The organism is Vibrio sp. 378, assembly GCF_033339435.1.
In genome coordinates this window covers 327,874-348,805 of the sequence record NZ_JAWOUO010000002.1, presented here as the reverse complement: position 1 = coordinate 348,805, position 20,932 = coordinate 327,874, and the positions used below count along the sequence as shown (strand labels likewise).

Genomic DNA, 20,932 nt, shown 5'->3' with positions numbered 1-20,932 from the left:
CCGCAAATGACTATACCTGAACGCATTAAAGCTTGTGCAAAATGGTCACGCATTTCTTCGTGACGTTGTCGTACTCTTTCGTCATGTAAGCGGTAGTGATCGCGCCCTCTTTCATGATGCAAATGGCATCGAGTAATGAAGCGTTTTCTGATTTGAGATAGCGTTGAATTAGCTCTCTGACTTGCTGTTTATGGTAGCGGCAATACGTTGCGATCTCGCCACTGTCGTCACTGAATTCCGCGGACGTATTGATGAAAAAGCAACCGCGAAACTCGCCCAACTTTTCTTCAGAGCCATGAAACCAGCCGTTGAGTGCTGTAAATAACTGATCGATCACCTCCGCGCACGTTTGTGCTGAAGAAAGCTTTTCCTCTAACCATTCCATAAATACTTGGTGGCGTTGTTCTAATGCGGCGATGATAAGCGCTTCTTTGCTCTCAAAATGGTTATATAGCGTGCGTTTAGCCACGCCGGAAACATTGAGGACTTCATTGATGCCAATAGAGTTGATGCCTTGTTTATAAAACAGTGACAAAGCTGTGTCGATCAATAACTGTTTCTTTTTGTTCATAACTATGTCCTCAAAAAGTTCCATAAACACATATTGACAAAGGTAGACAGATTTGTCTATTTTATTTTGTAGACAATTCGGTCTATTTTGAGGTGTTTATGAATAATTTAATTTTATCGTTGGTTGCCGGGCTTGGCGCTACGTTGGCTATTGGTGTGTTGTCTTACGCCGAGGTATCTCTTACTGAGGTAGTACTTCTCATGGCGCCATTTGGTGCTACGGCGGTGTTGGTGTTTGGGGTGCCTAGCAGCCCTCTCGCTCAACCAAAAAACGTGATCATTGGTCACTTCATTACGGCATCTATCGGTATTGCGTTTAGCCAGTATGTTGACGTCACGCCGGTCACGCTCGCGATTGCGACGGGGCTAGGTGTTTCTGCGATGCTGATTACGAAGACCACTCATCCACCTGCGGGTGCAAATCCAATTTTGATCATGGCGTCTGGGCAGGGATGGAGTTTTCTCTTCACGCCTGTCCTGATTGGCGCGGTAGTGATTGTTCTGGTCGGTAAAGGGTTACAGTTGCTACAAAGTCAGTACTTAAACCCTCGACTGAATGGTCAGAAGACCTAGTCGGATTGTAGTTAGAGCCGCGAAAGGGAGTGATCTCTTTTGCGGTTTTATCTTTTGTCGGTTTGCAAAAACAAAATCTGATTCTCTCTTGGTATTCAGTCGTATACATCAACATGGTAGTTAAATTGGTACAATGCGATGAACAGAATCCACCCTAAGAAACTATTGCACAGTAAATGGACGGCAATTTCACCTAAAAACAAAGAGAAGCATTTTGTCGTGACGGAAATGGAACTAGATGAAGATGGTAACGTTGTGAGATGTGTCATCGAGGCAGTCATGAGTAAACGCGACCGAGAGATGAACTGGCAAGACCTAAAAGACTCTGAGCAATGGATGCAAGGGTGGAAGTGAGTGACGCTTCGTTGTTGGGCGAATCAAGCAGAAACGTGCGTTGCGAGTAGGCAAAAGTGGTGCTATCTGATACGTTGATAATTCGTTCTAACGCCCACTCAAAGGATTAATTATGATTGATTTCGACAATTCCTCTGTATTTAAGCTTAAGCCGATTGACGTTTCTAATGCCAGAGAAGACTTCCTTAAGTTCTTGATTGATGGTGAGACTATTTTCGCTGCTTTTAAAACAGTTCGTGACCAAGTGGTGTTTACGAACAAGCGAGTGATAGCGGCAAATGTGCAAGGGATTACCGGCTCAAAAGTGGATTACACTTCTTTGCCTTACAGTAAGATCAATGCATTTTCTATCGAGACCTCTGGTACTTTTGATTTGGATTGTGAAATCGAGTTCTTCATGAGTGAGGTGGGAAGAGTGCGTTTTGAAATTAAAGGCTCGTTTGATTTGATTTCTTTCAACCGTATGGTTAGTGAGTATGTACTAGGTTAAGGGATTAGAAATGAGAGCTTCGCTGAGAGACAAAATTATAGAGGTCTGTGACAAAAAGATCGCGAGTAAAGGTGAATTGGTTGGTCTCTCATTTTATGCGTTTTTCGCTAATAAAAATGACGACCCAGAGCTGTTGATGGAAGCGGCTACGTGGTGGATTCAGACTCATCAGCTCGACCACTTCGAAAAAGCAGTAAAAGTAAAATCAATGGTCGAGTCGGGGAGCTAAATTAAAAAAAAGAAGTAAAGAAAGCAGACAAATGCTAATAACGTTGCGGACAAAACAGGGTAGATAATGTAAGAGTCCTGCTTGTTGGTTCGTTGAAAACATAGCGAAACAAGTAAGACGTTATAAACTACAAGTAACAAGCTGATCATGGTTCCGCTATTTAATGTCATACTTGATAGCTGAGTTAAGAAAAACGCCAATAAAAGGTAATCGAAGACAATGAGCCATAAAAAGGCTTTCTTCAGTAAGTCGCTTTTTCTTTTTTCGGATGATGTTATGTGCATATAGAACTCAACTAAAAAGTCACAGTAACAGAGGCTTTGGTTAGAGAGGTCACCATCAGAGTGGTGACCTTTTAAGATTATAATTCTTGAATTTTTACTTCGCTGGTGGCGGTATCGCCGGAGTAATTGATGACTTCTTGACGAATGACTGGTTGGTTGAATTCAGCCTTATCTTTCGCTTTTTGCAGTTCGCTTTCTTGGTGGTTGCCAAAAAGGGTCTCAAGCACTTTAGCGGCAGGAGTCGTTAAAACAAACAGCTCAATACGACGGTTTTCGCTAGAATCTGGCTCATCAGGATTAAGCAGCGCTCTATCTGACATACCCGTTACCTGCATTACTCTATCATCCGGCATACCGCCTTCAACTAACGTATTTCTTGCTACGTCTGCTCGAGAGGCTGATAACGCCCAGTTAGATTGACGACCAAAACGCTTTTTAAATGGAATTGCATCTGTGTGTCCGCTGATGATCAGAGGGTTGTTAACACGATGAAATACAGGTGCTAGTGCGAGCAGTAAATCTTCAAAAAAAGGAGTAAGTTCTGCACCACCACGGCTGAACATATGCTGTTTGTAATCATCTTGAAGGACGATACGCAAACCTTGTGGTGTCACCGTGACGTTTACATTTCCCTGCGCATTAATTTGGGCAGTCATTTGCTCAATTACTTTCGCTAGTGCGGCAAGTTGCTCTTGAGTATCGAAGTTACCAGGAATCAAAGAATCAATTTCTGGTCCATCCCCATCACCTTTGAAGTAAGAGCTTACCACATGGTTGGAGTTGTGTTTACTTGGCACAGAAGAGTCCTGTGCCAAGTCGATAGGAGAAATACTTTGTGACGTATCAAATGGGTTGCCGTAACTCTTGTCGAATACGCTTGAACTATGCAAGTGGGCAACAATCGCTTTACGCTCTTCTTTGTCTACCACCTGCATAACCCAAAGTACAAGAAACAGCGCCATTAGGGCGATCATGAAGTCAGCAAACGCGACTTTCCACGCGCCGCCATGAGACGACTCATCATGGCTGTATACTTTGGCACGTTTGAACACTACATGCTCTTGTTTTTGCATTATCCCTCCTGTTCAGCTAACCACTTCTCCATTTGGTTGAATGTTGGTTTGATGTCTAGCTGAATATGTTTACGACCAGCGTCAATGGCGAGCAATGTCGGCTTTTTCGCTACGTAGGCAACCAAGGTTGCACGAACGCACTCAAAAGCAGTCATATTACGTTTTACTCGCTGAGCCATGGCGTTACTTAGTGGATCTAAGCCACAGTAACAACCGAAAATACCAATGAATGTACCAACGAGAGCTGCCGCAACGTGATACCCAATCATAGCGATTGAGCCATCAATAGCTTGCATGGTGATAATGATGCCACCAACTGCTGCAAGAATACCGAAGCCAGGTAGTGCTTCTGCTGTACGCTGTAGTGAGCGTGAAGGTAAAAGCATTTCGTTCTGTATTGCTTCGATTTCTTGCTCTAGCAGTCCCTCTAATTCATGAGGCGACATCTGTCCCATTGCCATTAAACGTAAATTGTCAGTAATGAAAGAAATTAGGCGATGATCTTCGGCGATCGTCGGGTAAGCGAGGAACATAGAGCTTTGCTCCGGAGCCTCAATATGAGAATCCAGAAACTTGTATCCGCGGTTTCTCGCTGTCTCTAGCAAGTTGTTGAGTAGTGCCATTAATTCCATGTAGTACTCATGCTCTTCTGTTGGACCTTTAATGGTCGCTGGCACTTGGCGACGCATTTCTTTTAGTACATGAGGCGGATTACCGATGATCAAAGAACCAGCAGCGGCGCCAATAATGATAAGGAATTCGGCTGGCTGCCAGATAGCACCTAAGCTACCACCGGCCCACATATATCCACCGAAGACGCACACCAGGATAGTGAGCACTCCAAAAAACTTTTGCATCTTGTGACTCCTAAGAGGACATTAATTGGTTGAGTTGTTTCAGCGCTTGTTTGTGAAGCTGACATATACGAGGTGGTGTCAGATCCAATACCAGAGCTATTTCGTGTAAGTTGAGTTCATGTTGATAGAACAGAGTCAGGAGCAGTTGATCGCGCTTAGGTAACTTACCCAAAGCACTGTCTAAACTACGACGAATATGTTCATGTTCCATGCCATCGTATTGCCCGCCAATGTAGCTATCACCGCTGCTCTCCATCAGTTGGTCAAGGCTTTGCATCTCGCCTGCGAGAGCGGCATTTTGGCGGTTGTAATAATCTTGCTCATTCGTCCCTAAAGCCTGGATGATTTCGGCATCCGTTGGCATTCGACCTAACGTTCGAGTGAGATCTCGAGTCACGTCGTTGAGCTCGTGGGCTTGTTGACGAGTCTTACGTGAACGCCAATCTAGTCGGCGTAATTCGTCTAAAATAGCTCCCCGAACTCGACAAACGGCGAAAGCAGGAAAGTGAGGATCGTCAACATCGCCATATCGGCGTCCAGCCTCGACTAGAGCGATAAGGCCTATCTGCTGCATATCTTCAATACTACAGTGAGAAGTGGCATGAACGCGCAGCTGGTTAACTACGCGTTTTACCATGACCTGATGACGTTGTAGCAATGCGTTTTCATCAATTGGTCGTGACGGTGTTGTCACTTCCTCTTCTGTGGTGTAAGTGTCTTGTACATTCATGTCTAACATGGTTGTGCTCCGTTATTGCACAACATATTTAGTCAACAAAACATCGTCGATTTCTCGGACGATGTCTGTTTTAGCAAAAGCGAGTAGAAGCGTTTGCTTCACTTCGTCTTGCAGAATATCGATGGCACCCGCTTGCTGTAACTGATCAAACGTTTTGTCGCTAAACAGTTTTAATAGAGAGTTTTGTACCATAGGCATGTATTCATCGATCTCTTTGATACGCTCTGGACGGCGTGTCTCAATTGCCAGTTCTAGCATCACAAAGTGAGTCTGTTTCTTGCCTTTAACGGTCAAAACGACTTTGTCCAAAGGATGGAAGCTAGGACCTTTACTTGTCGGTTGTTCTGTGACCAAAAAAGACAGTGGAGAGTCTTCGATCAGTGAACCAGAGTCAGGTGACTCTTGAGCGTGTTTGTTTAAGTACCAGATTCCGCCCATAATTGTGACGGCCGAAACGAGGGCACTGGTGATGATCATGGCGATAAACAGGGCGATCATTTGTTGTTTGGTCATAACCTTTTTCCTCGAAGATTCACTAAGCTTGAGTGCTTAGCCAGTGTTCTGAATAGTTAGTTGTTGTCGTGGTTTGGAATGCACCAGATTCTCGTGCGGCGAAAATATTGGCGTCTTCTTCGTTTGCATGTGGGTCATTTCGACCTTGGTTTTGATCAGAGCCAACATTGACATCGACATGAACGAAGTTTTGCTCTTGTAACTCAGTACGCAATCGTTCCGAAACTTGCATTAAAGCTTCTCGTGTTGCTGCGGCATTGGCGTTGATGTGGACACTCAATCGGTCACCTTCAACACGTACAAGTAAATCCAGTTTCCCCAAGTCTGGTGGGTCTAGGCGGATTTTTGCTTCTTGTACATTTTGTTGAGCTTGGAGCGTCACGCGATCATGTAAAACTTGCATCATTTGCTCCCCCCACTTTCCGGCAGTGGTATCAACACGCACCGCTGCCCACTCAGAGCCTTGAGCTTGAATATGACTCGTCGCAACCGGTGAATGTGCAGGTTGTGTTGTAGGAGCTTGTGCTTGAAGTAGAGATGCGGTTGGTTGCCCTTGAACAGGTTGATTCAAAAGAGTTTGAAACTCAGCACCGGAGATAGGCAAACGCGAACTCGATGAAGTCGGCAGACTTTGCTTCACATCTTGTTTTGATGATGTGTTTAGCATGGCGTTAGACGAATCTTGAGTAACAGACTTAACTTCGCTCGCAGCCATTAAAGATGACGCTTTTCCTAGTTTCTCAGCCTGCTTCTCTGCCATGGTAATCATACCCTGGGTTAAAGCTTGAGCTTGCGCTGCAAGATCAGTCGATTCTGTTAACCCTGGTGTACTGGTCAAGTTGGCATCCGGATCTGAAGCTGAGCGGTCATCAGTATCAAAACCATGACTTTGTACTTTGTTTGCGCTGTTCAAAGTAGAGGCCGTAAGGTGAAAACTCGGTACCGCTGACGCAGAGTTAAAGTCTTGCTCACCATTCTGCTTGTTCCCTGATTTAAAACCATGAGAAAAGCCGTGTACCGAGTTCGCTTGCTTGATGTGACCCTCATTGTTAGCTGGCGAATTAACTGAGTGCTGAGTTGAAGAAGGTATGATCATTGAGTTAGCTCCATGGTCATTGCTAATTGATAGGCCATAGCGCGTTCTTGATGGTCATTGACCATGTTCATCTCTTTTTTCAACTCGTTGGTCGACTTCTCTAATACTGCGAAGGCATTAGCGTGCACTGTTTTCGCTCGCTGGATTTCAGGTGCAAGCTTAGGATCTTTCAAAAAAGGCTTGTGACTGATCAAAAGCTCTCGCAACTGCAAGTCGTACCGCTTGAGCGCATGCCAATCGGCCGTTTTTGCGGCGAACTGGATGAGCTGAGATAAATGACGGAATCGCTCTGGCGATACTTTATGCTTGTTGTCCAAAATTCATCCAACCTTCACGAATGTTACCCATTACACGCTCAACGTTAACCAAGCGATTTGCATCGTTTTGCACGCTAGCGTAATAAAGTTCGACTTGGCAGAAGTCATACAGCTGGCGTAGGTTTTCCGCAATTTCACCGCCGTTTTCATCATCTAGAGCACTTGTTAGTCCAATCAAGATGTTCATGCATTTGTTGATTCCATTCCCTTTCTCGGCCAAACGATTTGCGGCTAGGTGGCCGCGAATACGTTCAACTTCATCGAGTAGGCCATCGATTAACATGATGACCAATTGGTGTGGATTTGCTGCTGCCGCTTGAGCGTCGAGATCGACTTGTTGGTACGAATCGTAACCAGAATCCATAAGCATGAATATTTCTCCTAAATTTGGAACCAAATGTCTTATTTTTGAGCTTTAAACATGGACATGGTTTGGTTCATTTGGGTCATAATTGAATTCATTTGAGTGAATTGTTTGAGGTAGCGGTTGTACGACATTTCGTACTTACGCTCTAAATTGGTTTGTTTATCTTTGATTCGGTCTAAGCTTGACTGTATTGCGTCTTTACGCGTGCTGAAGGTACCTGATGAGAACTTCAAGAAAGGCTCTACCATTGCGTCAAGAGAATCTAGCAAAGCGTCATCCCCATTAAACAACGCCTCTAAGCCTGCGCTGTTTGTTTGTTGAGCTTCTTTGAACTTTTCTTGATCAACTTTCATTTTACCGTTGCGGTCTAGGCTCACGCCGATTTCGCTTAGGCGCATACCATTGTGTTCACCTCGGATTAACCCCGTTAACTGACTCTCAATAGAACGCAATGTCGAGTCGCTAGCGAGCACGCCGCGTTTCTGATCTTCACCGCCAATTTGGGTGTACTGATCGATAGTCGAAACAAGGGCATTGTAGGTTTCCACAAACTTATCTAGTTGTTCTTTAGTGCCTTCGCTATCAGCTCCGATTTTTAAACCGATTGGCGAATCTCCCGCGGCTTGCGGTTTAGATACGGTAATGTCAACACCGTCGATGACACCTTCAAAAGTATTACTTGCGTTGGTTAGTTTCAGGCCTGAGTCTTTTGCACCTAGCCACATAACCGCATCTTGCGGAGCGTTAATTTGCTTGAGGTTGGTGAAGGCGTCTTCAAACCACGCTTGGCCAGTACCCGTTGCAGATACGTTGATCTTATTTTCGACACCAGTCTCAGTGCTCGATAGCATAAAGTGTGTTTGACCATTCGAGCGAACTAGAGTGGCGTTAACGCCAGGGTTATCCGTGTGATTGTTAATCGCACTGGCTAAATCACTGATCGTTGCAGTGCCGTCACCATTAACATCAACGGAGGACAAGTCTAGAGTCATTGTTTCACCGTTGATGGTGAATTCTAAAGATCCAGTTGTTGGTACTTCTGTCGTCGCCTCAAGGTCTGCAGGCATTCCTGTAGATACTTGATGCGCCGTTGCCACTTTTTCTACAAAAATCTGATAGTTACCCGTTAGCGCTTTAGCATCCGCGTTTGCAGTAAAGTTACCTTCTTGAGAGAGTGTCGCACTGTTTTTGATGATGCTGTTTGTGCTGTTATTCATCTCTTTCATTGCAGTACGAAAATCACGTAGTGCGCTTTCAACTTTATTAAAAGCTGACAGTTGTGACTGGTACACATTAGCTTGCGCTTGGTAACGGTTTTTGAATGGGTTTGTGTCCAATTGTGCGAATTGGGTTGCCATTTTTACTGGGTCTAAAGAACTCATGAGGTGTGCTCCTCTCATCTCTTATTGGCTTGAATACTTTGAATGCTACGCCTTAGTTTAATTATCAGTGGCAAGATGCGTGCCGTATATTAAATTCAATTAAAACAAAGGTTTAAAGCTATTTTGTTTTCTTGGGAGGAAGTGGTGTTTCCACCTTGTTTGTTCCGCCTTCCTCCATGGAAAAAGTAATTTCCTTATAAGAAAAGGCGACCTAAACAAAGAAAATATTTAATTGTATTGACGGTTCTAATTAGGAGAGATGTTTTAATTAGACGTTATATTCAGCCTTTACTTCAGCTTGATTCAGATAATTCTTACAGAGTGCATTAATTGCGTTCTGATATTATTTTTGATAGTGCGATGTGCAAGTGTTCTCACTAAAAATTAAATTTTTTACGTTTCAAAGAATGTCAGTTATGAATGAATTTGCGTTACGATTGATGAAATGTGCTCGTGCATATGAAGAGTTCATTAACAAAAAACTATTAAGTAAACAGAGCATCAATTCTGATGAGATAGCTAGTATCTTAAAGGAAGCTAAGTTCAATTTTCCTGAACTTAGAGATAGTAAAATAGGAAGTAAATTAGAGACGATAGAATTAGAACTGTTTAATAAGGTTTTATTCAATATTATGTTGAAGTTCGGATTCAGAGTGCCTGAATCTCACAAAGATAATACGAGCTCTATTTATATTCGTAGATAAAAATAAAGCCTTCCATAGGAAGGCTTTATAATTAAGACGATTTAAATTAAGCGCACTATTAACTAAGTAATTAGCGTAGTAGTGACATTGCCATGCTTGGAAGCTGGTTAGTTTGAGACAGAACAGTTGTACCTGCTTGCATCAACATTTGGTTCTTAGTCATGTTTGAAGACTCTACTGCAAAGTCTGTATCCATGATACGACCTTTAGATGCTGTAACGTTTTCTACCATGTTACCAAGGTTAGCCATAGTGTGCTCAAGACGGTTGATGTTCGCACCGAAGTCTGCACGAGAGCTACCAATTTTTTCTACTAGACCGTCAGCGCCGCTGATTTTGTCTAGTGCTGCTTTTGCTTTAGTCGCGTCATCGATACCATCTGTAATTGCTGCATCAGCAAGAATAGTAGTGATTTCACCGATACCTGCGCTTGCGCTTACAGTCAATGTTTCAGCAGAAGATGCACCGATTTGGAATGTTACGTCACCTGCACCGAAGCCGCCGCCTTTAAGAAGGTTTTGACCACCGAACTTAGTGTTGTCTACGATGTTGTTTAGTTCTGCAGTAAGCTGTGTGAACTCTTTGTTAAGAGACGCACGGTCTGTTGCACTGTTTGAACCGTTCAACGATTGTGTAGCAAGGTCGTTCATACGGTAAACGATGTTTGTCATTTCATCCATCGCACCTTCAGCAGTTTGCATCATAGAGATGCCGTCTTGTGCGTTACGCATTGCTACTGACATGCCGCGTGTTTGCGCTTCTAGACGGTTAGCAATTTGAAGACCAGCAGCGTCATCAGCAGCTGAGTTCACACGGTAGCCTGTGCTTAGACGTTCCATTGCTGTGTTTAGAAGTCCGCTTGTTGTGTTCATTGTGTTTTGAGTTACAAGCGAAGCGTAGTTAGTGTGCATTGATAAAGCCATCTTAGTCTCCTTAGTTAGTCACTATATCTTTCAGGCCTCGGGATATTCCCTTGTCACTAACTAGAGGCGGTCGGTCGGCTTTAATGATTAATTTGAAAATTAAAAAATTTCTAAAAAAGATAAAAATTGATGATTTTTAGTGATTTGTATTCCATGAAAACCGGGAAAGTCATCATATAAGCCTAAATTTTTTAGTTAAGTTAAAGAAACTATTGCCCAATGATCTTGTGGTTATCCGTTATAAATAAAAAAACAGCACGAATAAATCGTGCTGTTTTAAATATAAATGGTTGAGTTTCAACTATTCCTCATCAAAAGACTGAAAGGAGAGAGAGGTTGGGATATCGCTGAAATAACCAAAATAATAACTGGCACCCAATAAACGATAGCGGTTAAGTTCCGTTTGACTCGCTACACGTCCGGCAACCCAAGTATATTTATGCTTTCTTAAGAACTTAGCAATAGGTAGGAAAGCGTGTCTTTCTTCTTTATCCTCTAGTGTGACTGACAATTTGATCATATCGGGACTAAAGTCTGCGACGCGTTCGAAGTTCACTTGCGATGTCGCGACTTCAAACCAAAGTGAATATGCATTCTCTTTTAACTTTTTGGTGAGTGTGGCGACTTTATCACGATCACATAACGTTTCATCAGCTTGAAGAGAAGGAATCACATGTTGAAAAGCAGAAGAGTGGAATTGAATCGTCTGTTCGAGAAAATAAACCCCAGGCTCCCAAAGTAATGCATCCACGCGAATCGGCACGACAACATTACTAATCAAGTCGTGATGAAAGGCTTCTAACTGAAATTGTGTTTGTCTTAGTGCAAGGTAAAGACTGAACAAATCCAGGCAGTACTGCATTTGTTCAGAGAGTTTGAATTGATAGACACTTTGTTCTCCACGCATACCAAATCTCAACGTCAGGTGTTGGAATTCTACTTCCCCTGATTGAGCTTCCCTAATTGCTTGGCATGCGTGTTGGACATCATTGTGTTTTAAAGCATCAAAGACTAATTGATCGTCATCCGTGACGATGTGTTGTACTGCGAGACCAACCAAATGTTCGTACATCGCATGTGTTGAAATAAGATTAACCAAGGTTTCCTACCACATTGATTTGTTTGTTTTCTGGGATTTCGTTGTAAGACAATACTGCCAGCCCTTGTGTAAATGTACGAGCGTAACGCGCTAGAAGAGGGCGCAGCTGTGGCATAACGAGAAGGATCGGAGGTAGCCCCTGTTGCTTAAGCTGTTGTCTGATTAATGGCAAGTTTTGTTGGAACTGACCAAGAATGTTTGGCTCAATTGGGAAGCTATCTAGTGTTACCGTACCAGAAGATTGTGCTTGTTGCAGTGAAGTTAGTAGCATTTGTTCTAGCTCATCAGACAGTGCGTAGACATTTAACTCGTTCTTTTGTCCTGCAATTAAGTTAACAAGCGTACGCTTTAGTGCACAGCGCACATCAGATGCAAGTAGGATCGGGTCCTTTGTATTTTCCGCGGATTCCAACATTGTGTTGGCAATCGTGCGAATATCTTTTAGTGGCACTTGGTCCAATAAAAGCTGACGATATACTTTCAGCTGCTGCGCTGGATTAAGTGCTGCTGCTAATGCTTCTGCTAGTTTCGGGGCTTGTTGTGTCAAACGCTGGGTTATTGCTTCCACATCGTCGTGCGTAAACAATTCTGCAAGGTTTGTCTTCATGATTTTACTAATATGAGTGGCAATAACAGTGCCATCATCGACAACTTGGTAACCCATATTAAGTGCTTTTGCTTTATCTTGATGCTCAATCCATACAGCTGGCAACTGATAAGCAGGATCGCTACCCAAAATGCCATCTACCTCACCGTAAGTTTCGCCAACCGCTATCGCCATTAAACGCTCTGGTTCAATAAAGCCTTGCTCAATGACTTCGCCATTTAGAGAAATTGTGTATTGGTTTGGCTTGAGGCTCAGGTTGTCACGAATACGAACTTCAGGTAATAAAAAGCCAACTTGTTCAGAAAGGTTTCGACGCACACCGCGAATTCGTTGTGATAAAGGTGCCCCTTGTTCTTTGTTGACTAGATGGACGAGCCGGTAACCAAGCGCAAGTGATAATGTTTGGACGTGAGGAATATCATCCCATGTCAGCGGTGTATCATCGTCTTGCATTGCTTGTGAAAGTGCTTCGACCTCTTCAATCTGGGAGTCTTGCACTGGCTTCTTGGTTTGACGCCACCCTGCGAACGCTAATGCGCCAGCAAACGCAAAAAAGGCTAGGTGTGGCATACCCGGTACCATACCGATTACCGCCATAATACCTGCGACAGTAAATAGCGTTGCAGGAGTTGCCAGTAATTGCTTTTGCATGGTTTCCGACATGCCATTATCGCTATCATTAATTCGCGTAACGATAATCGCGGCAGCCGTTGCCAACAGTAGTGAAGGAATTTGAGCAACTAGACCATCACCGATTGTGAGTAGGGCATAAGTTTTAAAGGCGTCAGACGCAGCGAGTCCATGCTCGAAGACACCAATACTGATACCACCAATGATATTGATAAACAGAATCAACAAACCTGCGATGGCATCGCCACGCACAAACTTTGATGCACCATCCATCGAACCATGAAAATCGGCTTCGTTGGCGACTTCTTTACGGCGTAAGCGAGCCGTTTCCTGATCGATAAGGCCAGCGTTTAAGTCGGCATCAATTGCCATTTGTTTGCCTGGTAAAGCATCCAACGTAAAGCGGGCTGAAACCTCAGAAATACGTTCACCACCTTTGGTGATTACGACGAAGTTGATGATCATCAAGATGACGAACACCACCATACCAACGACGTAGTTACCGCCAATGACGACTTCACCGAATGCTTGAATGACCTTACCCGCTGCGTCACCACCATTATGTCCTTCTAGGAGTACAATTCGCGTAGAAGCCACGTTCAATGTGAGACGTAATAATGTTGCGACCAGCAAAATAGTTGGAAAAACAGAGAAATCTAATGGTCGCTTTGCGGTTGTGCTGACCAGTAATACTAGGATTGCTAAGACGATATTAAAGGTAAACAGCGCATCCAGTAGCAGAGGAGGCAAAGGAAGAATCACCATTGCTAATATCATTAGCAAGACGATTGGAATGCCAACGTAGCCTTTGGTTGATGTTTGAAGTTGTTTTAACCGGTTAAGCATACTTTCGTGTCCTTGGATAAACGCGGGTTAATCAGTGCTGCAAATGTTTTGGAATCGAAAAATGAGGTAAAGGAATTGGCTCTTTTCCCTCACCTTTACGAAAGGCTTTCAATTGCAAAACGTAAGTAAGAATATGTGCCACTGCGATGTACAGTTGGCTTGGGATTGCTTGTTCAATCGCCGTCGTGTGATAAATCGAACGGGTAAGTGGCGGGGAGTTAATGATTTCCACTTTGTTTTCTCGGGCGATACGTTGAATGTGCATAGCAGTTTCGTCTACGCCTTTTGCGACGACAAAGGGCGCGTCAGAAAGCGAAGGCTCGTATTTCAGTGCGACTGCGTAGTGCGTTGGGTTTGTGATGATCACGTCAGCCGTCGGCACCATTTTATCGATCTTACGGCGCGCAAACTGTTGCTGTATTTGACGAATACGTTGTTTTACTTCCGGACGACCTTCATTATTTTTAAATTCCTCTTTCAATTCTTGTTTCGTCATGCGGAGTTCTTTTAGGTGTTCCCAACGCTGATAAGGAATGTCGATAACCCCAAATAACAACAATGCAAAGCCCATTAAGAGTAAGCCTTCAAACAGAATTGACATTACTAGAGAAAAACCTTGGCTGAGCGGGAGATTTTGCATGCCAAGTAATGGCTGTAAGTGGTTGTCTAAGTAGCCATATAAGATGCCGAAGATGACGGCTACTTTGAACGTCGACTTTAAGAGCTCAACCACTGAGCGGGTCGAAAAAATGCGCTTTATCCCGCTCAAAGGATTAATTTTGCTCAGCTTTGGCATCACGTTCGCGGGACGGAACATCCAGCCGCCTAGCACAAGGCTACTACCACAGGTCACGATAATAATGACGGTAAACAATGGTAATAGCATGTCGATGATGACCGCTAAACTTTGTCCCAATTGCTCGACAAGTTGTTTAGGATTTTCTAGGTCGGCTCGCGTCAGCATCATGTTGTAGCGAAAGATCCCCGACATGCTTTCCCAAATACTATTAAGCTGAGAGTAAAAGTAGAGCGCCACCGCTAGAAATATCACCGCAGTAGTAAACTCTTTCGCGCGAGGAATTTGTCCTTCCTGGCGGGCTTTCTTTACCTTCTGCGGTGAGGCTTTTTCAGTTTTGTCTTGAGAAGATTGATCGCTCATGCTCCCCCCAACATAAAGTTACTCAAGTGTCTAATGGTGTCGTGAACGAGCGCCGTGTAGCGACCAGGAACACCAGAAACTGAGATTAATACGCTGAATAGACCCAGCAGCATCGTCATAGGAAAACCTAACGCATAGACATTAAGTGATGGTGCGGCTCGGTTCATTACACCAAAACTGATGTTGGCTAGAAGCATGGAAACAATAGCGGGCAAAGCCAAAGCTAGTGAAGAGGCAAACATCCAACCGAAAATATTGACAACACCTTGCAGAGAAAGCGATGTGATACCAGATCCGACTGGCCAAACAACAAAGCTTTGAATCACGATATCTATGACGAGTAAGTGTCCTTCTAGCGCAAGAAACAACAAGGTTGAGAAAATCAGAAATATGCGTCCCAAAATGGCGACAGAAAGCCCGTTAATAGGATCATTCATCATCGCCATACCTAAGCCCATTTGCAGAGAAATCACCTGACCAAGCATGGTGAAAACGTTAAAGAGCATGTGCAAAATTAACCCAAACATTACCCCCCAAATAGCTTGCTCAAAAGCAAGGAACAGAGAAGTCATAGAGAATAACTCGACTTGTGGCATGGGTGGCATTAACGGTCCAGTAATGACAACGATCGAGAGGGCCAGTAAAGTACGAACCCAAACAGGAATAATCGCATCACCAAAGAAAGGCATTGAAATAAATACGGCTCCCACACGAAAAAACGGCCACCAGAGTTGACCGAGTATCGCCGAGAGCTCTGCAAATGTGATGGCCATTAGCCAATCATCCCTGGTATGTTGTGGAACAAGAAATCAAACAGTTCCATGATCTTACGGAGCATCCAGTGACCTGCAAAAATCACCATTAATAAGGTAACGAGCAAACGTGGCAAAAAGCTGAGTGTTTGCTCGTTGATTTGTGTGGCAGCCTGAAATACGGCGATACACAAACCGACAATTAAGCCTGGAACAACCAATACGGCAACCATCAAAATGATCAGCCATACTGCATCGGAAAATAACGTTACGGTTAGTTCTGGGGTCATAACTGCTCCTAGTTAACCGAAGCTGGCAGATAAGGTGCCAACTGTCATTGCCCAACCATCCACGAGTACAAATACCACCAACTTAAAGGGAAGTGAGACAATCAAAGGTGATAGCATCATCATACCCATTGCCATCAGGACACTGGCGACAACCAAGTCGATGACCAAAAACGGGATGAAAAGCATAAAACCAATTTGGAAGGCGGTTTTCAGTTCACTAATGACAAATGCAGGCAAGACAACGGCAAATGAAATATCCTCAACGTTTTGGTCGAGAGGCTCATTGGCAATACGTAACATTTGTTCAAGAGAGCTTTGGTGCGTCTGTGCCAACATGAACTCTCTCACTGGTTTCTCTGCAACAGAAAAAGCCTGTATTAGCGTGATTTCGCCGTTGTCGTATGGCTGAAACGCATTTTCATAAATATCGCTCCAGACAGGGCGCATAATCAGTAACGTCAATGCGAGAGCGATCCCGACCAACACTCTGTTAGGTGGGCTTTGTTGAAGACCAAGAGCTTGGCGCAAAATCGCAAGGACAACGACAATTCGAGTAAAGCTCGTCGCCATCAAAATAAATGCTGGAAGAAAACTGAGCGCCGTCATCAACAACAGAATTTGCAGTTTAACGCTGTATTCTTGTTGTGTGTCGCCATCAGAAACGGACAAGATAGTTAAGCCGTTGTCAGCCGCCATTGTTGGGAAAGCAAACAAAAGTGACACCAATACCAAAAGAGGTAACCAACGGTGCCAAGCGCTCAGATTTTTCATTGTGATGCCTACCTAAGATTATTGACCAACGCCACTCAATGCAGAGTCATGTACATCGATCAGACGAAGTCCATACTTATCATTGACAACGACAACTTCAGCGTGGCCCATAAGAGAACCGTTTACTTTCACGTCTAAAGGCTCGCCATTGAGCTTTTCCAACTCGATAACCGTGCCTTCACCCGCTTTCATTAAGTCCCCAAGTGGGATCTCCTTACTCGCAACTTCCAGCGTGACTGTGACAGGAATGCTTTTGAAAAAGCTAAGGTCACGTTCCGCAGTGGCTGGTTCTTGTTGGAGCGTATCTTCGGCTTCAAAGTCTTCTAATTGAAAATCATCAAAGTTCAGTTCTTCTGCGTCGAATGCATTAGTTTCTAGCGCTTCGCTCATCGCTGCGGTTCCTTATCAGGGTTAAAGATCAAAACAAGTTGGCCGTCTTGCTCGGCAATACGACCTGTAAATAGAGATTGGTTGCCAATGCTTACTGGAACCGTGTTAAGAAGCTCAATAGGTAAAATATCGTTGGGTTGTAAGCCAACCACATCACTTAAAGGCATCTTCTTTTTACTTAGAACAACGTTCAGTCGAACGGGGGTCGTCTCTAAAGAACGACAGAAAGGTTGAAACAAATCGGTATCAGGTTGCAGTTCAAGCTGCTCGATCAGCGTTTGAATAAGATGACTATCTAGCTTGAGATGAATTGAGCCTTGATGATCGTCAAACGCAATGTTTAATTGAACGTTAATGCCAATTCCTCTAGGGGTCTCATACTCACCCGTGTCCCACATTTCACCAGGAGCAAGCCAACCGATGATGATTCGACTGATGCGCTCTTGTAAACGTAAGTCACTGGCCGTCAGAGTAGCGGCTGAGCGCTCTGCACTTGCACCATAAAATCTATCAGCCAACTTTATTAGCGTGTGAGGGTTACCATGGATGAATACCATGCCGCCTTCCTGATGTTGATAGGTCGACGTTTGCTCTTTGTCCATCTCAACCGATGTAAAGCGGTGCAAGTCTACTGAGGTTAAGCTAGCTTCCACTTTTCCTGTGCTGAGCCAATTTTGTAATTCAGTCGTAAGGTTTGAGCAAGATTCTGAAATTAAATTATCGAGCTTCTCACGAATGATATGAATAGGTTTGCCTAATAATTCTACATCAAGTAGTTGACTATCAGAAATAGGCTCGCTAACTCTATTTTCCATTTATATTTTACCGTGCGTTAACAATCGAAAGTGTTTTAACTTAATGGCGTGTAGTCTACACAGAAATTTTAATGATCTTTTAGCTCCAAACTCTAAGATTGTGACTTTAGTTCACATGTTGCTTTGTTCATATAGTCATAATCTTTTAATGAAATTTAAAAAGAGTTAGTTTTCTTTATAAATCGCTTAATAAATAAAATAACAATGTTGAGCGTTTTAGTTGTTATAGCTTTTTTAAATTGCCTTTATGGCGTAACAACAACTTCAAATAAATAAATTATAAGATACTGTTTTTTATGCTTAAAGCTTCCGTTGGAGGCTAAGCGTGCTCTCTTGAGCGTTTTGTAACCAATTTTAATATTCAGAATAGGTAATTAAAATGATTAGCTATGCCAGTTCTCTCGGCTTGGTGGCATATTTAATTAAACGGTTTAAGTCATGGGAATGTAAGATATACATGAATCATGTCCGTTTGATAATTTGTAACACAATTATTGTTATCAGTTTTATTTTTTCAAAAGTGTCATATTCAGAAGAAGTCTTAACAATCCCTATGGACCTCTCTAAATGGACATATGAGGGAAATAAATTCAAATGCAACTTGTTGCAATCAAATAATGACTATGGGAAGTTTTATTTCCTAGCGGAACCTAATAATAAATTCTATTTTATTTCCGATATAGAATATGAAAACAATAAATGGAAAACGATTGCTTTAACAACTCAAAATGCTCCTTGGAGTGATGAGCTTTATAGAAAAGAATTTGGTTCCCTTGAATTTACTAAGCCGTCTCAGCGTTTCATCTTTAATAAAGGCGCTGAAGAATTCATGGATTCAATTGCTTCGGGTAGTTGGGTGACGCTGTCACTTAAAGGAAGTAATGCTTCCTCTGTTTCAGAGATTGTGATTCCTACTCTTCAAATTCAAAACGCATTGAAATCATTTAATGTGTGTCGCGCGCGATTGCCTAAATTGTCTTTTTCAGAGGCAAGGGATATGGCGCTCTCATTTGAGTTTGGTCAGAAGACGTTAAGTCGTGGACAGAAAGCAACACTAGAAGCGCTGTATAGCTATGTATCTGTGGATGATCGAGTGACCAAAATCCTCATCGACGGTCACACCGATAACGTTGGTTCAAGTTTAACGAACCTTTCTGTGTCACGTACTCGAGCAGAGCAAGTCACCAACGCTTTGATTGAGCTTGGGGTCGACGAGTCGATGATCGAAACACGAGCTCATGGTTCGCGTTACCCAATTGCCAGCAATAACTCGGTTAATGGCCAAGCAAAAAACCGACGTGTCACCCTGCGTTTAGTGAGGGACAACGAGTATACGGCTACGAAACACCACCCAGATCTACAATCACAAAATCAACAAACGAAAGTTAAGGTTCAATGATGACGAAAACGAAAATTTTGTTGGTTGAGCCAAATGAAGCTCTTGCTCAACCAGTATTGGATGTGTTGCAAAATGCAGGTTACACCGCGAAACACACTCGTACTGGTCGAGGCGCTTTGCTTGAAGAGCGAGCAGAAATCACTTTAGTGAGCTCTACGCTGCCGGATATGTGTGTTCGTGAGTTTGTCGCGTGTCACCAAAAGCAGCGAAATTCGGGTGTTGTTATTGCGATTGTCGACCAAGAACAAGGCATCTTGGCTGCTGAGACGATGAAAGCGGGCGCTACTGATTATCTATTACGCCCATTTGAATCTAATCAGTTGGTTAATCTGCTTAAACGTGTTGAAGCGTTAGGTAAGCCAATGGCCAACATTGTTGCGGAGTCTTGGAGAAGCAAACAAGTTCTGCAATTAGCGCATCGTGCAGCATGTACTAACGCGAGTGTGCTTATTACAGGTGAATCGGGAACGGGTAAAGAAGTGCTGGCGCGATATGTGCATGAGCACTCTCCGCGTATCAATGGTCCATTTGTGGCGGTTAACTGTGCCGCCATTCCAGAGTCAATGTTAGAGGCTGTGCTATTCGGTCATGTAAAAGGCGCGTTCACCGGAGCGACAAATTCTCAAAGCGGTAAGTTTGAAGAAGCAAATGGCGGGACGATTCTGCTTGACGAGATTGGTGAAATGTCACCTGCGGTTCAAGCTAAATTGTTACGCGTCCTTCAAGAGCGTGAAGTAGAACGTGTTGGTAGCCATAAAGCCGTTCAGCTCGATATTCGTGTTATTGCGGCAACCAACAAAGACTTACGTGAGGAAGTTCAAAAAGGCACGTTCCGTGAAGATCTTTATTATCGATTAGATGTGCTGCCTCTGCACTGGCCGCCTTTGCGTGAAAGAAAAGAGGACATTCTACCGATTAGCCAATTCTTTATTGAAAAGTATCAAGATAGCAGCCGCTGTCACCTATCCCAAGATGCGATTAGTGCGCTGAGTCAGTATCACTGGCCGGGCAATATTCGTGAGTTGGAAAATGTCATTCAACGCGCTTTGGTCATGCGTCATGGTGATTACATTACAGCCCATGACCTGATGCTGCCTATTGAGCTTGTCGCGTCAGTTCCTACAGCAGAGCCAACTTCAAGTTTTGGTCATGTAGAAGCGAAGAAGCAAGCTGAATATCAGTTTATTTTGGAAAAGTTACGTCAGTTTGGTGGAAACCGAACGAAAACCGCAAACGCGCTTGGAGTCTCTACTCGAGCGCTACGCTACAAGCTCGCAGCAATGCGAGAACATGGTATTGATTTACAGTCGGCACTAGGCTCGGCTGCCTAATAGGAGAAAAAATAGATGGCAAGTCAACCTACTCATGCGGTCTCGGCAGAGCAACTTATGTTGTCAAAAATGCAGGCGATGCAGGCACAAGTGCAGCCGCCAGAGTTTATCGTGAGTGCAAATCCTTTAGATCAACAATCACTAAACGCACCTTTATCGTTCTCACAAGCGATGACAAATGTGTTGGATACAGTGAATCAACATCAATCAGTGGCTAGTCAAAAAATGACGGCCGTAGAAACAGGAAAAAGTGATGACCTAGTTGGTGCAATGGTCGCGAGCCAAAAAGCCAGCTTGTCCTTTAATGCTTTGATGCAAGTGCGCAACAAAGTCGTGACCTCATTTGAAGATATTATGAAGATGCCGGTGTAAT

The 20,932-nt window shown here is 43.6% G+C and carries 27 protein-coding genes; 8 read left to right on the top strand and 19 right to left on the bottom strand.

The features are described 5' to 3' along the window. Positions 1-25 precede the first annotated feature (25 nt). Complete coding sequence (locus R7Q48_RS04995) at positions 26-571, bottom strand: TetR/AcrR family transcriptional regulator (protein WP_042521682.1); 546 nt, start codon at positions 569-571, stop codon at positions 26-28. A 98-nt stretch (positions 572-669) separates the two neighbouring features. Here R7Q48_RS04995 and R7Q48_RS04990 point away from each other — a divergent pair, with 98 nt between their 5' ends. The 4 genes from R7Q48_RS04990 to R7Q48_RS04975 all read left to right on the top strand — a co-directional run bounded on the left by R7Q48_RS04990 (position 670) and on the right by R7Q48_RS04975 (position 2,216). Beyond that, positions 670-1,143: an HPP family protein gene (locus R7Q48_RS04990; protein WP_005374998.1), complete on the top strand. Its 474-nt coding sequence runs from the start codon at positions 670-672 to the stop codon at positions 1,141-1,143. A gap of 138 nt (positions 1,144-1,281) precedes the next feature. Next, positions 1,282-1,497: a TIGR02450 family Trp-rich protein gene (locus R7Q48_RS04985; protein WP_005374999.1), complete on the top strand. Its 216-nt coding sequence runs from the start codon at positions 1,282-1,284 to the stop codon at positions 1,495-1,497. Positions 1,498-1,609: 112 nt separating this feature from the next. Continuing rightward, a complete protein-coding gene (locus R7Q48_RS04980) occupies positions 1,610-1,987 on the top strand; it encodes a PH domain-containing protein (protein WP_005386881.1) in 378 nt (125 codons plus the stop codon). 10 nt (positions 1,988-1,997) lie between these two features. After that, a complete protein-coding gene (locus R7Q48_RS04975; RefSeq protein ID WP_005375001.1) occupies positions 1,998-2,216 on the top strand; it encodes a DUF6500 family protein in 219 nt (72 codons plus the stop codon). On the opposite strand, the gene R7Q48_RS04970 is transcribed toward R7Q48_RS04975, so the two are convergent. The 9 genes from R7Q48_RS04970 to fliD all read right to left on the bottom strand — a co-directional run bounded on the left by R7Q48_RS04970 (position 2,213) and on the right by fliD (position 8,844). Continuing rightward, a complete protein-coding gene (locus tag R7Q48_RS04970; RefSeq protein ID WP_005375002.1) occupies positions 2,213-2,500 on the bottom strand; it encodes a hypothetical protein in 288 nt (95 codons plus the stop codon). The two genes, R7Q48_RS04975 and R7Q48_RS04970, sit on opposite strands and share 4 nt — an antisense overlap. A gap of 77 nt (positions 2,501-2,577) precedes the next feature. Further along, a complete protein-coding gene (locus R7Q48_RS04965) occupies positions 2,578-3,573 on the bottom strand; it encodes a flagellar motor protein MotB (RefSeq protein ID WP_005375003.1) in 996 nt (331 codons plus the stop codon). After that, complete coding sequence (motA, locus tag R7Q48_RS04960; protein ID WP_005375006.1) at positions 3,573-4,430, bottom strand: flagellar motor stator protein MotA; 858 nt, start codon at positions 4,428-4,430, stop codon at positions 3,573-3,575. Before motA ends, R7Q48_RS04965 begins: the two co-directional genes overlap by 1 nt. Positions 4,431-4,440: 10 nt before the next feature. Next, on the bottom strand, positions 4,441-5,169 hold the full coding sequence (locus R7Q48_RS04955) for a FliA/WhiG family RNA polymerase sigma factor (protein ID WP_005375008.1): 729 nt from the start codon (positions 5,167-5,169) through the stop codon (positions 4,441-4,443). Between the two features lie 12 nt (positions 5,170-5,181). Beyond that, the gene (gene fliL / locus R7Q48_RS04950) at positions 5,182-5,682 is read right to left on the bottom strand and encodes a flagellar basal body-associated protein FliL (RefSeq protein WP_005375011.1); all 501 of its coding nucleotides are present in this window, start codon (positions 5,680-5,682) and stop codon (positions 5,182-5,184) included. Positions 5,683-5,704: 22 nt separating this feature from the next. Beyond that, the gene (locus R7Q48_RS04945) at positions 5,705-6,778 is read right to left on the bottom strand and encodes a flagellar hook-length control protein FliK (RefSeq protein WP_256903049.1); all 1,074 of its coding nucleotides are present in this window, start codon (positions 6,776-6,778) and stop codon (positions 5,705-5,707) included. Next, positions 6,775-7,095, bottom strand: a complete 321-nt coding sequence (locus tag R7Q48_RS04940) for a hypothetical protein (protein ID WP_005375013.1) — start codon at positions 7,093-7,095, stop codon at positions 6,775-6,777. Before R7Q48_RS04940 ends, R7Q48_RS04945 begins: the two co-directional genes overlap by 4 nt. Next, positions 7,079-7,465, bottom strand: coding sequence for a flagellar export chaperone FliS (fliS, locus tag R7Q48_RS04935; protein ID WP_005375014.1), 387 nt, complete (start codon positions 7,463-7,465; stop codon positions 7,079-7,081). The genes R7Q48_RS04940 and fliS overlap by 17 nt, the downstream gene beginning before the upstream one ends. Before the next feature lie 32 nt (positions 7,466-7,497). After that, a complete protein-coding gene (gene fliD, locus R7Q48_RS04930) occupies positions 7,498-8,844 on the bottom strand; it encodes a flagellar filament capping protein FliD (RefSeq protein ID WP_042521679.1) in 1,347 nt (448 codons plus the stop codon). Between the two features lie 416 nt (positions 8,845-9,260). Here fliD and R7Q48_RS04925 point away from each other — a divergent pair, with 416 nt between their 5' ends. Continuing rightward, positions 9,261-9,548: a hypothetical protein gene (locus R7Q48_RS04925; protein WP_005375016.1), complete on the top strand. Its 288-nt coding sequence runs from the start codon at positions 9,261-9,263 to the stop codon at positions 9,546-9,548. A gap of 70 nt (positions 9,549-9,618) precedes the next feature. Here the strand turns inward: R7Q48_RS04925 and lafA are convergent, their stop codons facing one another. The 9 genes from lafA to R7Q48_RS04880 form a co-directional block, all read right to left on the bottom strand. Then, positions 9,619-10,470, bottom strand: a complete 852-nt coding sequence (lafA, locus tag R7Q48_RS04920) for a lateral flagellin LafA (protein ID WP_005375019.1) — start codon at positions 10,468-10,470, stop codon at positions 9,619-9,621. A 301-nt stretch (positions 10,471-10,771) separates the two neighbouring features. Further along, positions 10,772-11,542 carry an EAL domain-containing protein gene (locus tag R7Q48_RS04915; RefSeq protein ID WP_005375023.1) on the bottom strand — a complete coding sequence of 257 codons (771 nt, stop codon included), beginning with the start codon at positions 11,540-11,542 and terminating at the stop codon, positions 10,772-10,774. Between the two features lie 19 nt (positions 11,543-11,561). Beyond that, positions 11,562-13,652: a flagellar biosynthesis protein FlhA gene (gene flhA / locus R7Q48_RS04910; protein ID WP_005375024.1), complete on the bottom strand. Its 2,091-nt coding sequence runs from the start codon at positions 13,650-13,652 to the stop codon at positions 11,562-11,564. 31 nt (positions 13,653-13,683) lie between these two features. Beyond that, on the bottom strand, positions 13,684-14,811 hold the full coding sequence (flhB, locus tag R7Q48_RS04905) for a flagellar biosynthesis protein FlhB (RefSeq protein WP_005375025.1): 1,128 nt from the start codon (positions 14,809-14,811) through the stop codon (positions 13,684-13,686). Then, positions 14,808-15,584, bottom strand: a complete 777-nt coding sequence (gene fliR / locus R7Q48_RS04900) for a flagellar biosynthetic protein FliR (protein ID WP_005375027.1) — start codon at positions 15,582-15,584, stop codon at positions 14,808-14,810. Before fliR ends, flhB begins: the two co-directional genes overlap by 4 nt. Further along, positions 15,584-15,853, bottom strand: coding sequence for a flagellar biosynthesis protein FliQ (gene fliQ / locus R7Q48_RS04895; protein ID WP_005375036.1), 270 nt, complete (start codon positions 15,851-15,853; stop codon positions 15,584-15,586). Before fliQ ends, fliR begins: the two co-directional genes overlap by 1 nt. Positions 15,854-15,865: 12 nt before the next feature. Continuing rightward, positions 15,866-16,624, bottom strand: a complete 759-nt coding sequence (fliP, locus tag R7Q48_RS04890; protein WP_005375037.1) for a flagellar type III secretion system pore protein FliP — start codon at positions 16,622-16,624, stop codon at positions 15,866-15,868. 18 nt (positions 16,625-16,642) lie between these two features. Then, entirely contained in the window at positions 16,643-17,014 is a 372-nt protein-coding gene (fliN, locus tag R7Q48_RS04885; protein WP_005375038.1) for a flagellar motor switch protein FliN, read from the bottom strand. Beyond that, on the bottom strand, positions 17,011-17,829 hold the full coding sequence (locus tag R7Q48_RS04880; protein ID WP_138939445.1) for a FliM/FliN family flagellar motor switch protein: 819 nt from the start codon (positions 17,827-17,829) through the stop codon (positions 17,011-17,013). The genes fliN and R7Q48_RS04880 overlap by 4 nt, the downstream gene beginning before the upstream one ends. A gap of 379 nt (positions 17,830-18,208) precedes the next feature. Here R7Q48_RS04880 and R7Q48_RS04875 point away from each other — a divergent pair, with 379 nt between their 5' ends. From R7Q48_RS04875 to fliE, 3 genes are read left to right on the top strand one after another with little or no spacing between them, the layout of a single operon-like run. Next, positions 18,209-19,228: an OmpA family protein gene (locus R7Q48_RS04875; protein WP_158173237.1), complete on the top strand. Its 1,020-nt coding sequence runs from the start codon at positions 18,209-18,211 to the stop codon at positions 19,226-19,228. After that, complete coding sequence (locus R7Q48_RS04870) at positions 19,228-20,559, top strand: sigma-54 interaction domain-containing protein (RefSeq protein WP_031778880.1); 1,332 nt, start codon at positions 19,228-19,230, stop codon at positions 20,557-20,559. Before R7Q48_RS04875 ends, R7Q48_RS04870 begins: the two co-directional genes overlap by 1 nt. Positions 20,560-20,574: 15 nt before the next feature. Next, positions 20,575-20,931, top strand: coding sequence for a flagellar hook-basal body complex protein FliE (gene fliE, locus R7Q48_RS04865; RefSeq protein ID WP_005375045.1), 357 nt, complete (start codon positions 20,575-20,577; stop codon positions 20,929-20,931). Position 20,932 lies beyond the last annotated feature (1 nt).

Bases quoted from the DNA above. Each gene is read 5' to 3' on its own strand.
- R7Q48_RS04995 (WP_042521682.1), bottom strand. From the start codon at position 571: ATGAACAAAAAGAAACAGTTATTGATCGACACAGCTTTGTCACTGTTT.
- R7Q48_RS04990 (WP_005374998.1), top strand. From the start codon at position 670: ATGAATAATTTAATTTTATCGTTGGTTGCCGGGCTTGGCGCTACGTTG.
- R7Q48_RS04985 (WP_005374999.1), top strand. From the start codon at position 1,282: ATGAACAGAATCCACCCTAAGAAACTATTGCACAGTAAATGGACGGCA.
- R7Q48_RS04980 (WP_005386881.1), top strand. From the start codon at position 1,610: ATGATTGATTTCGACAATTCCTCTGTATTTAAGCTTAAGCCGATTGAC.
- R7Q48_RS04975 (WP_005375001.1), top strand. From the start codon at position 1,998: ATGAGAGCTTCGCTGAGAGACAAAATTATAGAGGTCTGTGACAAAAAG.
- R7Q48_RS04970 (WP_005375002.1), bottom strand. From the start codon at position 2,500: ATGCACATAACATCATCCGAAAAAAGAAAAAGCGACTTACTGAAGAAA.
- R7Q48_RS04965 (WP_005375003.1), bottom strand. From the start codon at position 3,573: ATGCAAAAACAAGAGCATGTAGTGTTCAAACGTGCCAAAGTATACAGC.
- motA (WP_005375006.1), bottom strand. From the start codon at position 4,430: ATGCAAAAGTTTTTTGGAGTGCTCACTATCCTGGTGTGCGTCTTCGGT.
- R7Q48_RS04955 (WP_005375008.1), bottom strand. From the start codon at position 5,169: ATGTTAGACATGAATGTACAAGACACTTACACCACAGAAGAGGAAGTG.
- fliL (WP_005375011.1), bottom strand. From the start codon at position 5,682: ATGACCAAACAACAAATGATCGCCCTGTTTATCGCCATGATCATCACC.
- R7Q48_RS04945 (WP_256903049.1), bottom strand. From the start codon at position 6,778: ATGATCATACCTTCTTCAACTCAGCACTCAGTTAATTCGCCAGCTAAC.
- fliS (WP_005375014.1), bottom strand. From the start codon at position 7,465: ATGCTTATGGATTCTGGTTACGATTCGTACCAACAAGTCGATCTCGAC.
- fliD (WP_042521679.1), bottom strand. From the start codon at position 8,844: ATGAGTTCTTTAGACCCAGTAAAAATGGCAACCCAATTCGCACAATTG.
- R7Q48_RS04925 (WP_005375016.1), top strand. From the start codon at position 9,261: ATGAATGAATTTGCGTTACGATTGATGAAATGTGCTCGTGCATATGAA.
- lafA (WP_005375019.1), bottom strand. From the start codon at position 10,470: ATGGCTTTATCAATGCACACTAACTACGCTTCGCTTGTAACTCAAAAC.
- R7Q48_RS04915 (WP_005375023.1), bottom strand. From the start codon at position 11,542: ATGTACGAACATTTGGTTGGTCTCGCAGTACAACACATCGTCACGGAT.
- flhA (WP_005375024.1), bottom strand. From the start codon at position 13,652: ATGCTTAACCGGTTAAAACAACTTCAAACATCAACCAAAGGCTACGTT.
- flhB (WP_005375025.1), bottom strand. From the start codon at position 14,811: ATGAGCGATCAATCTTCTCAAGACAAAACTGAAAAAGCCTCACCGCAG.
- fliR (WP_005375027.1), bottom strand. From the start codon at position 15,584: ATGGCCATCACATTTGCAGAGCTCTCGGCGATACTCGGTCAACTCTGG.
- fliQ (WP_005375036.1), bottom strand. From the start codon at position 15,853: ATGACCCCAGAACTAACCGTAACGTTATTTTCCGATGCAGTATGGCTG.
- fliP (WP_005375037.1), bottom strand. From the start codon at position 16,624: ATGAAAAATCTGAGCGCTTGGCACCGTTGGTTACCTCTTTTGGTATTG.
- fliN (WP_005375038.1), bottom strand. From the start codon at position 17,014: ATGAGCGAAGCGCTAGAAACTAATGCATTCGACGCAGAAGAACTGAAC.
- R7Q48_RS04880 (WP_138939445.1), bottom strand. From the start codon at position 17,829: ATGGAAAATAGAGTTAGCGAGCCTATTTCTGATAGTCAACTACTTGAT.
- R7Q48_RS04875 (WP_158173237.1), top strand. From the start codon at position 18,209: ATGATTAGCTATGCCAGTTCTCTCGGCTTGGTGGCATATTTAATTAAA.
- R7Q48_RS04870 (WP_031778880.1), top strand. From the start codon at position 19,228: ATGACGAAAACGAAAATTTTGTTGGTTGAGCCAAATGAAGCTCTTGCT.
- fliE (WP_005375045.1), top strand. From the start codon at position 20,575: ATGGCAAGTCAACCTACTCATGCGGTCTCGGCAGAGCAACTTATGTTG.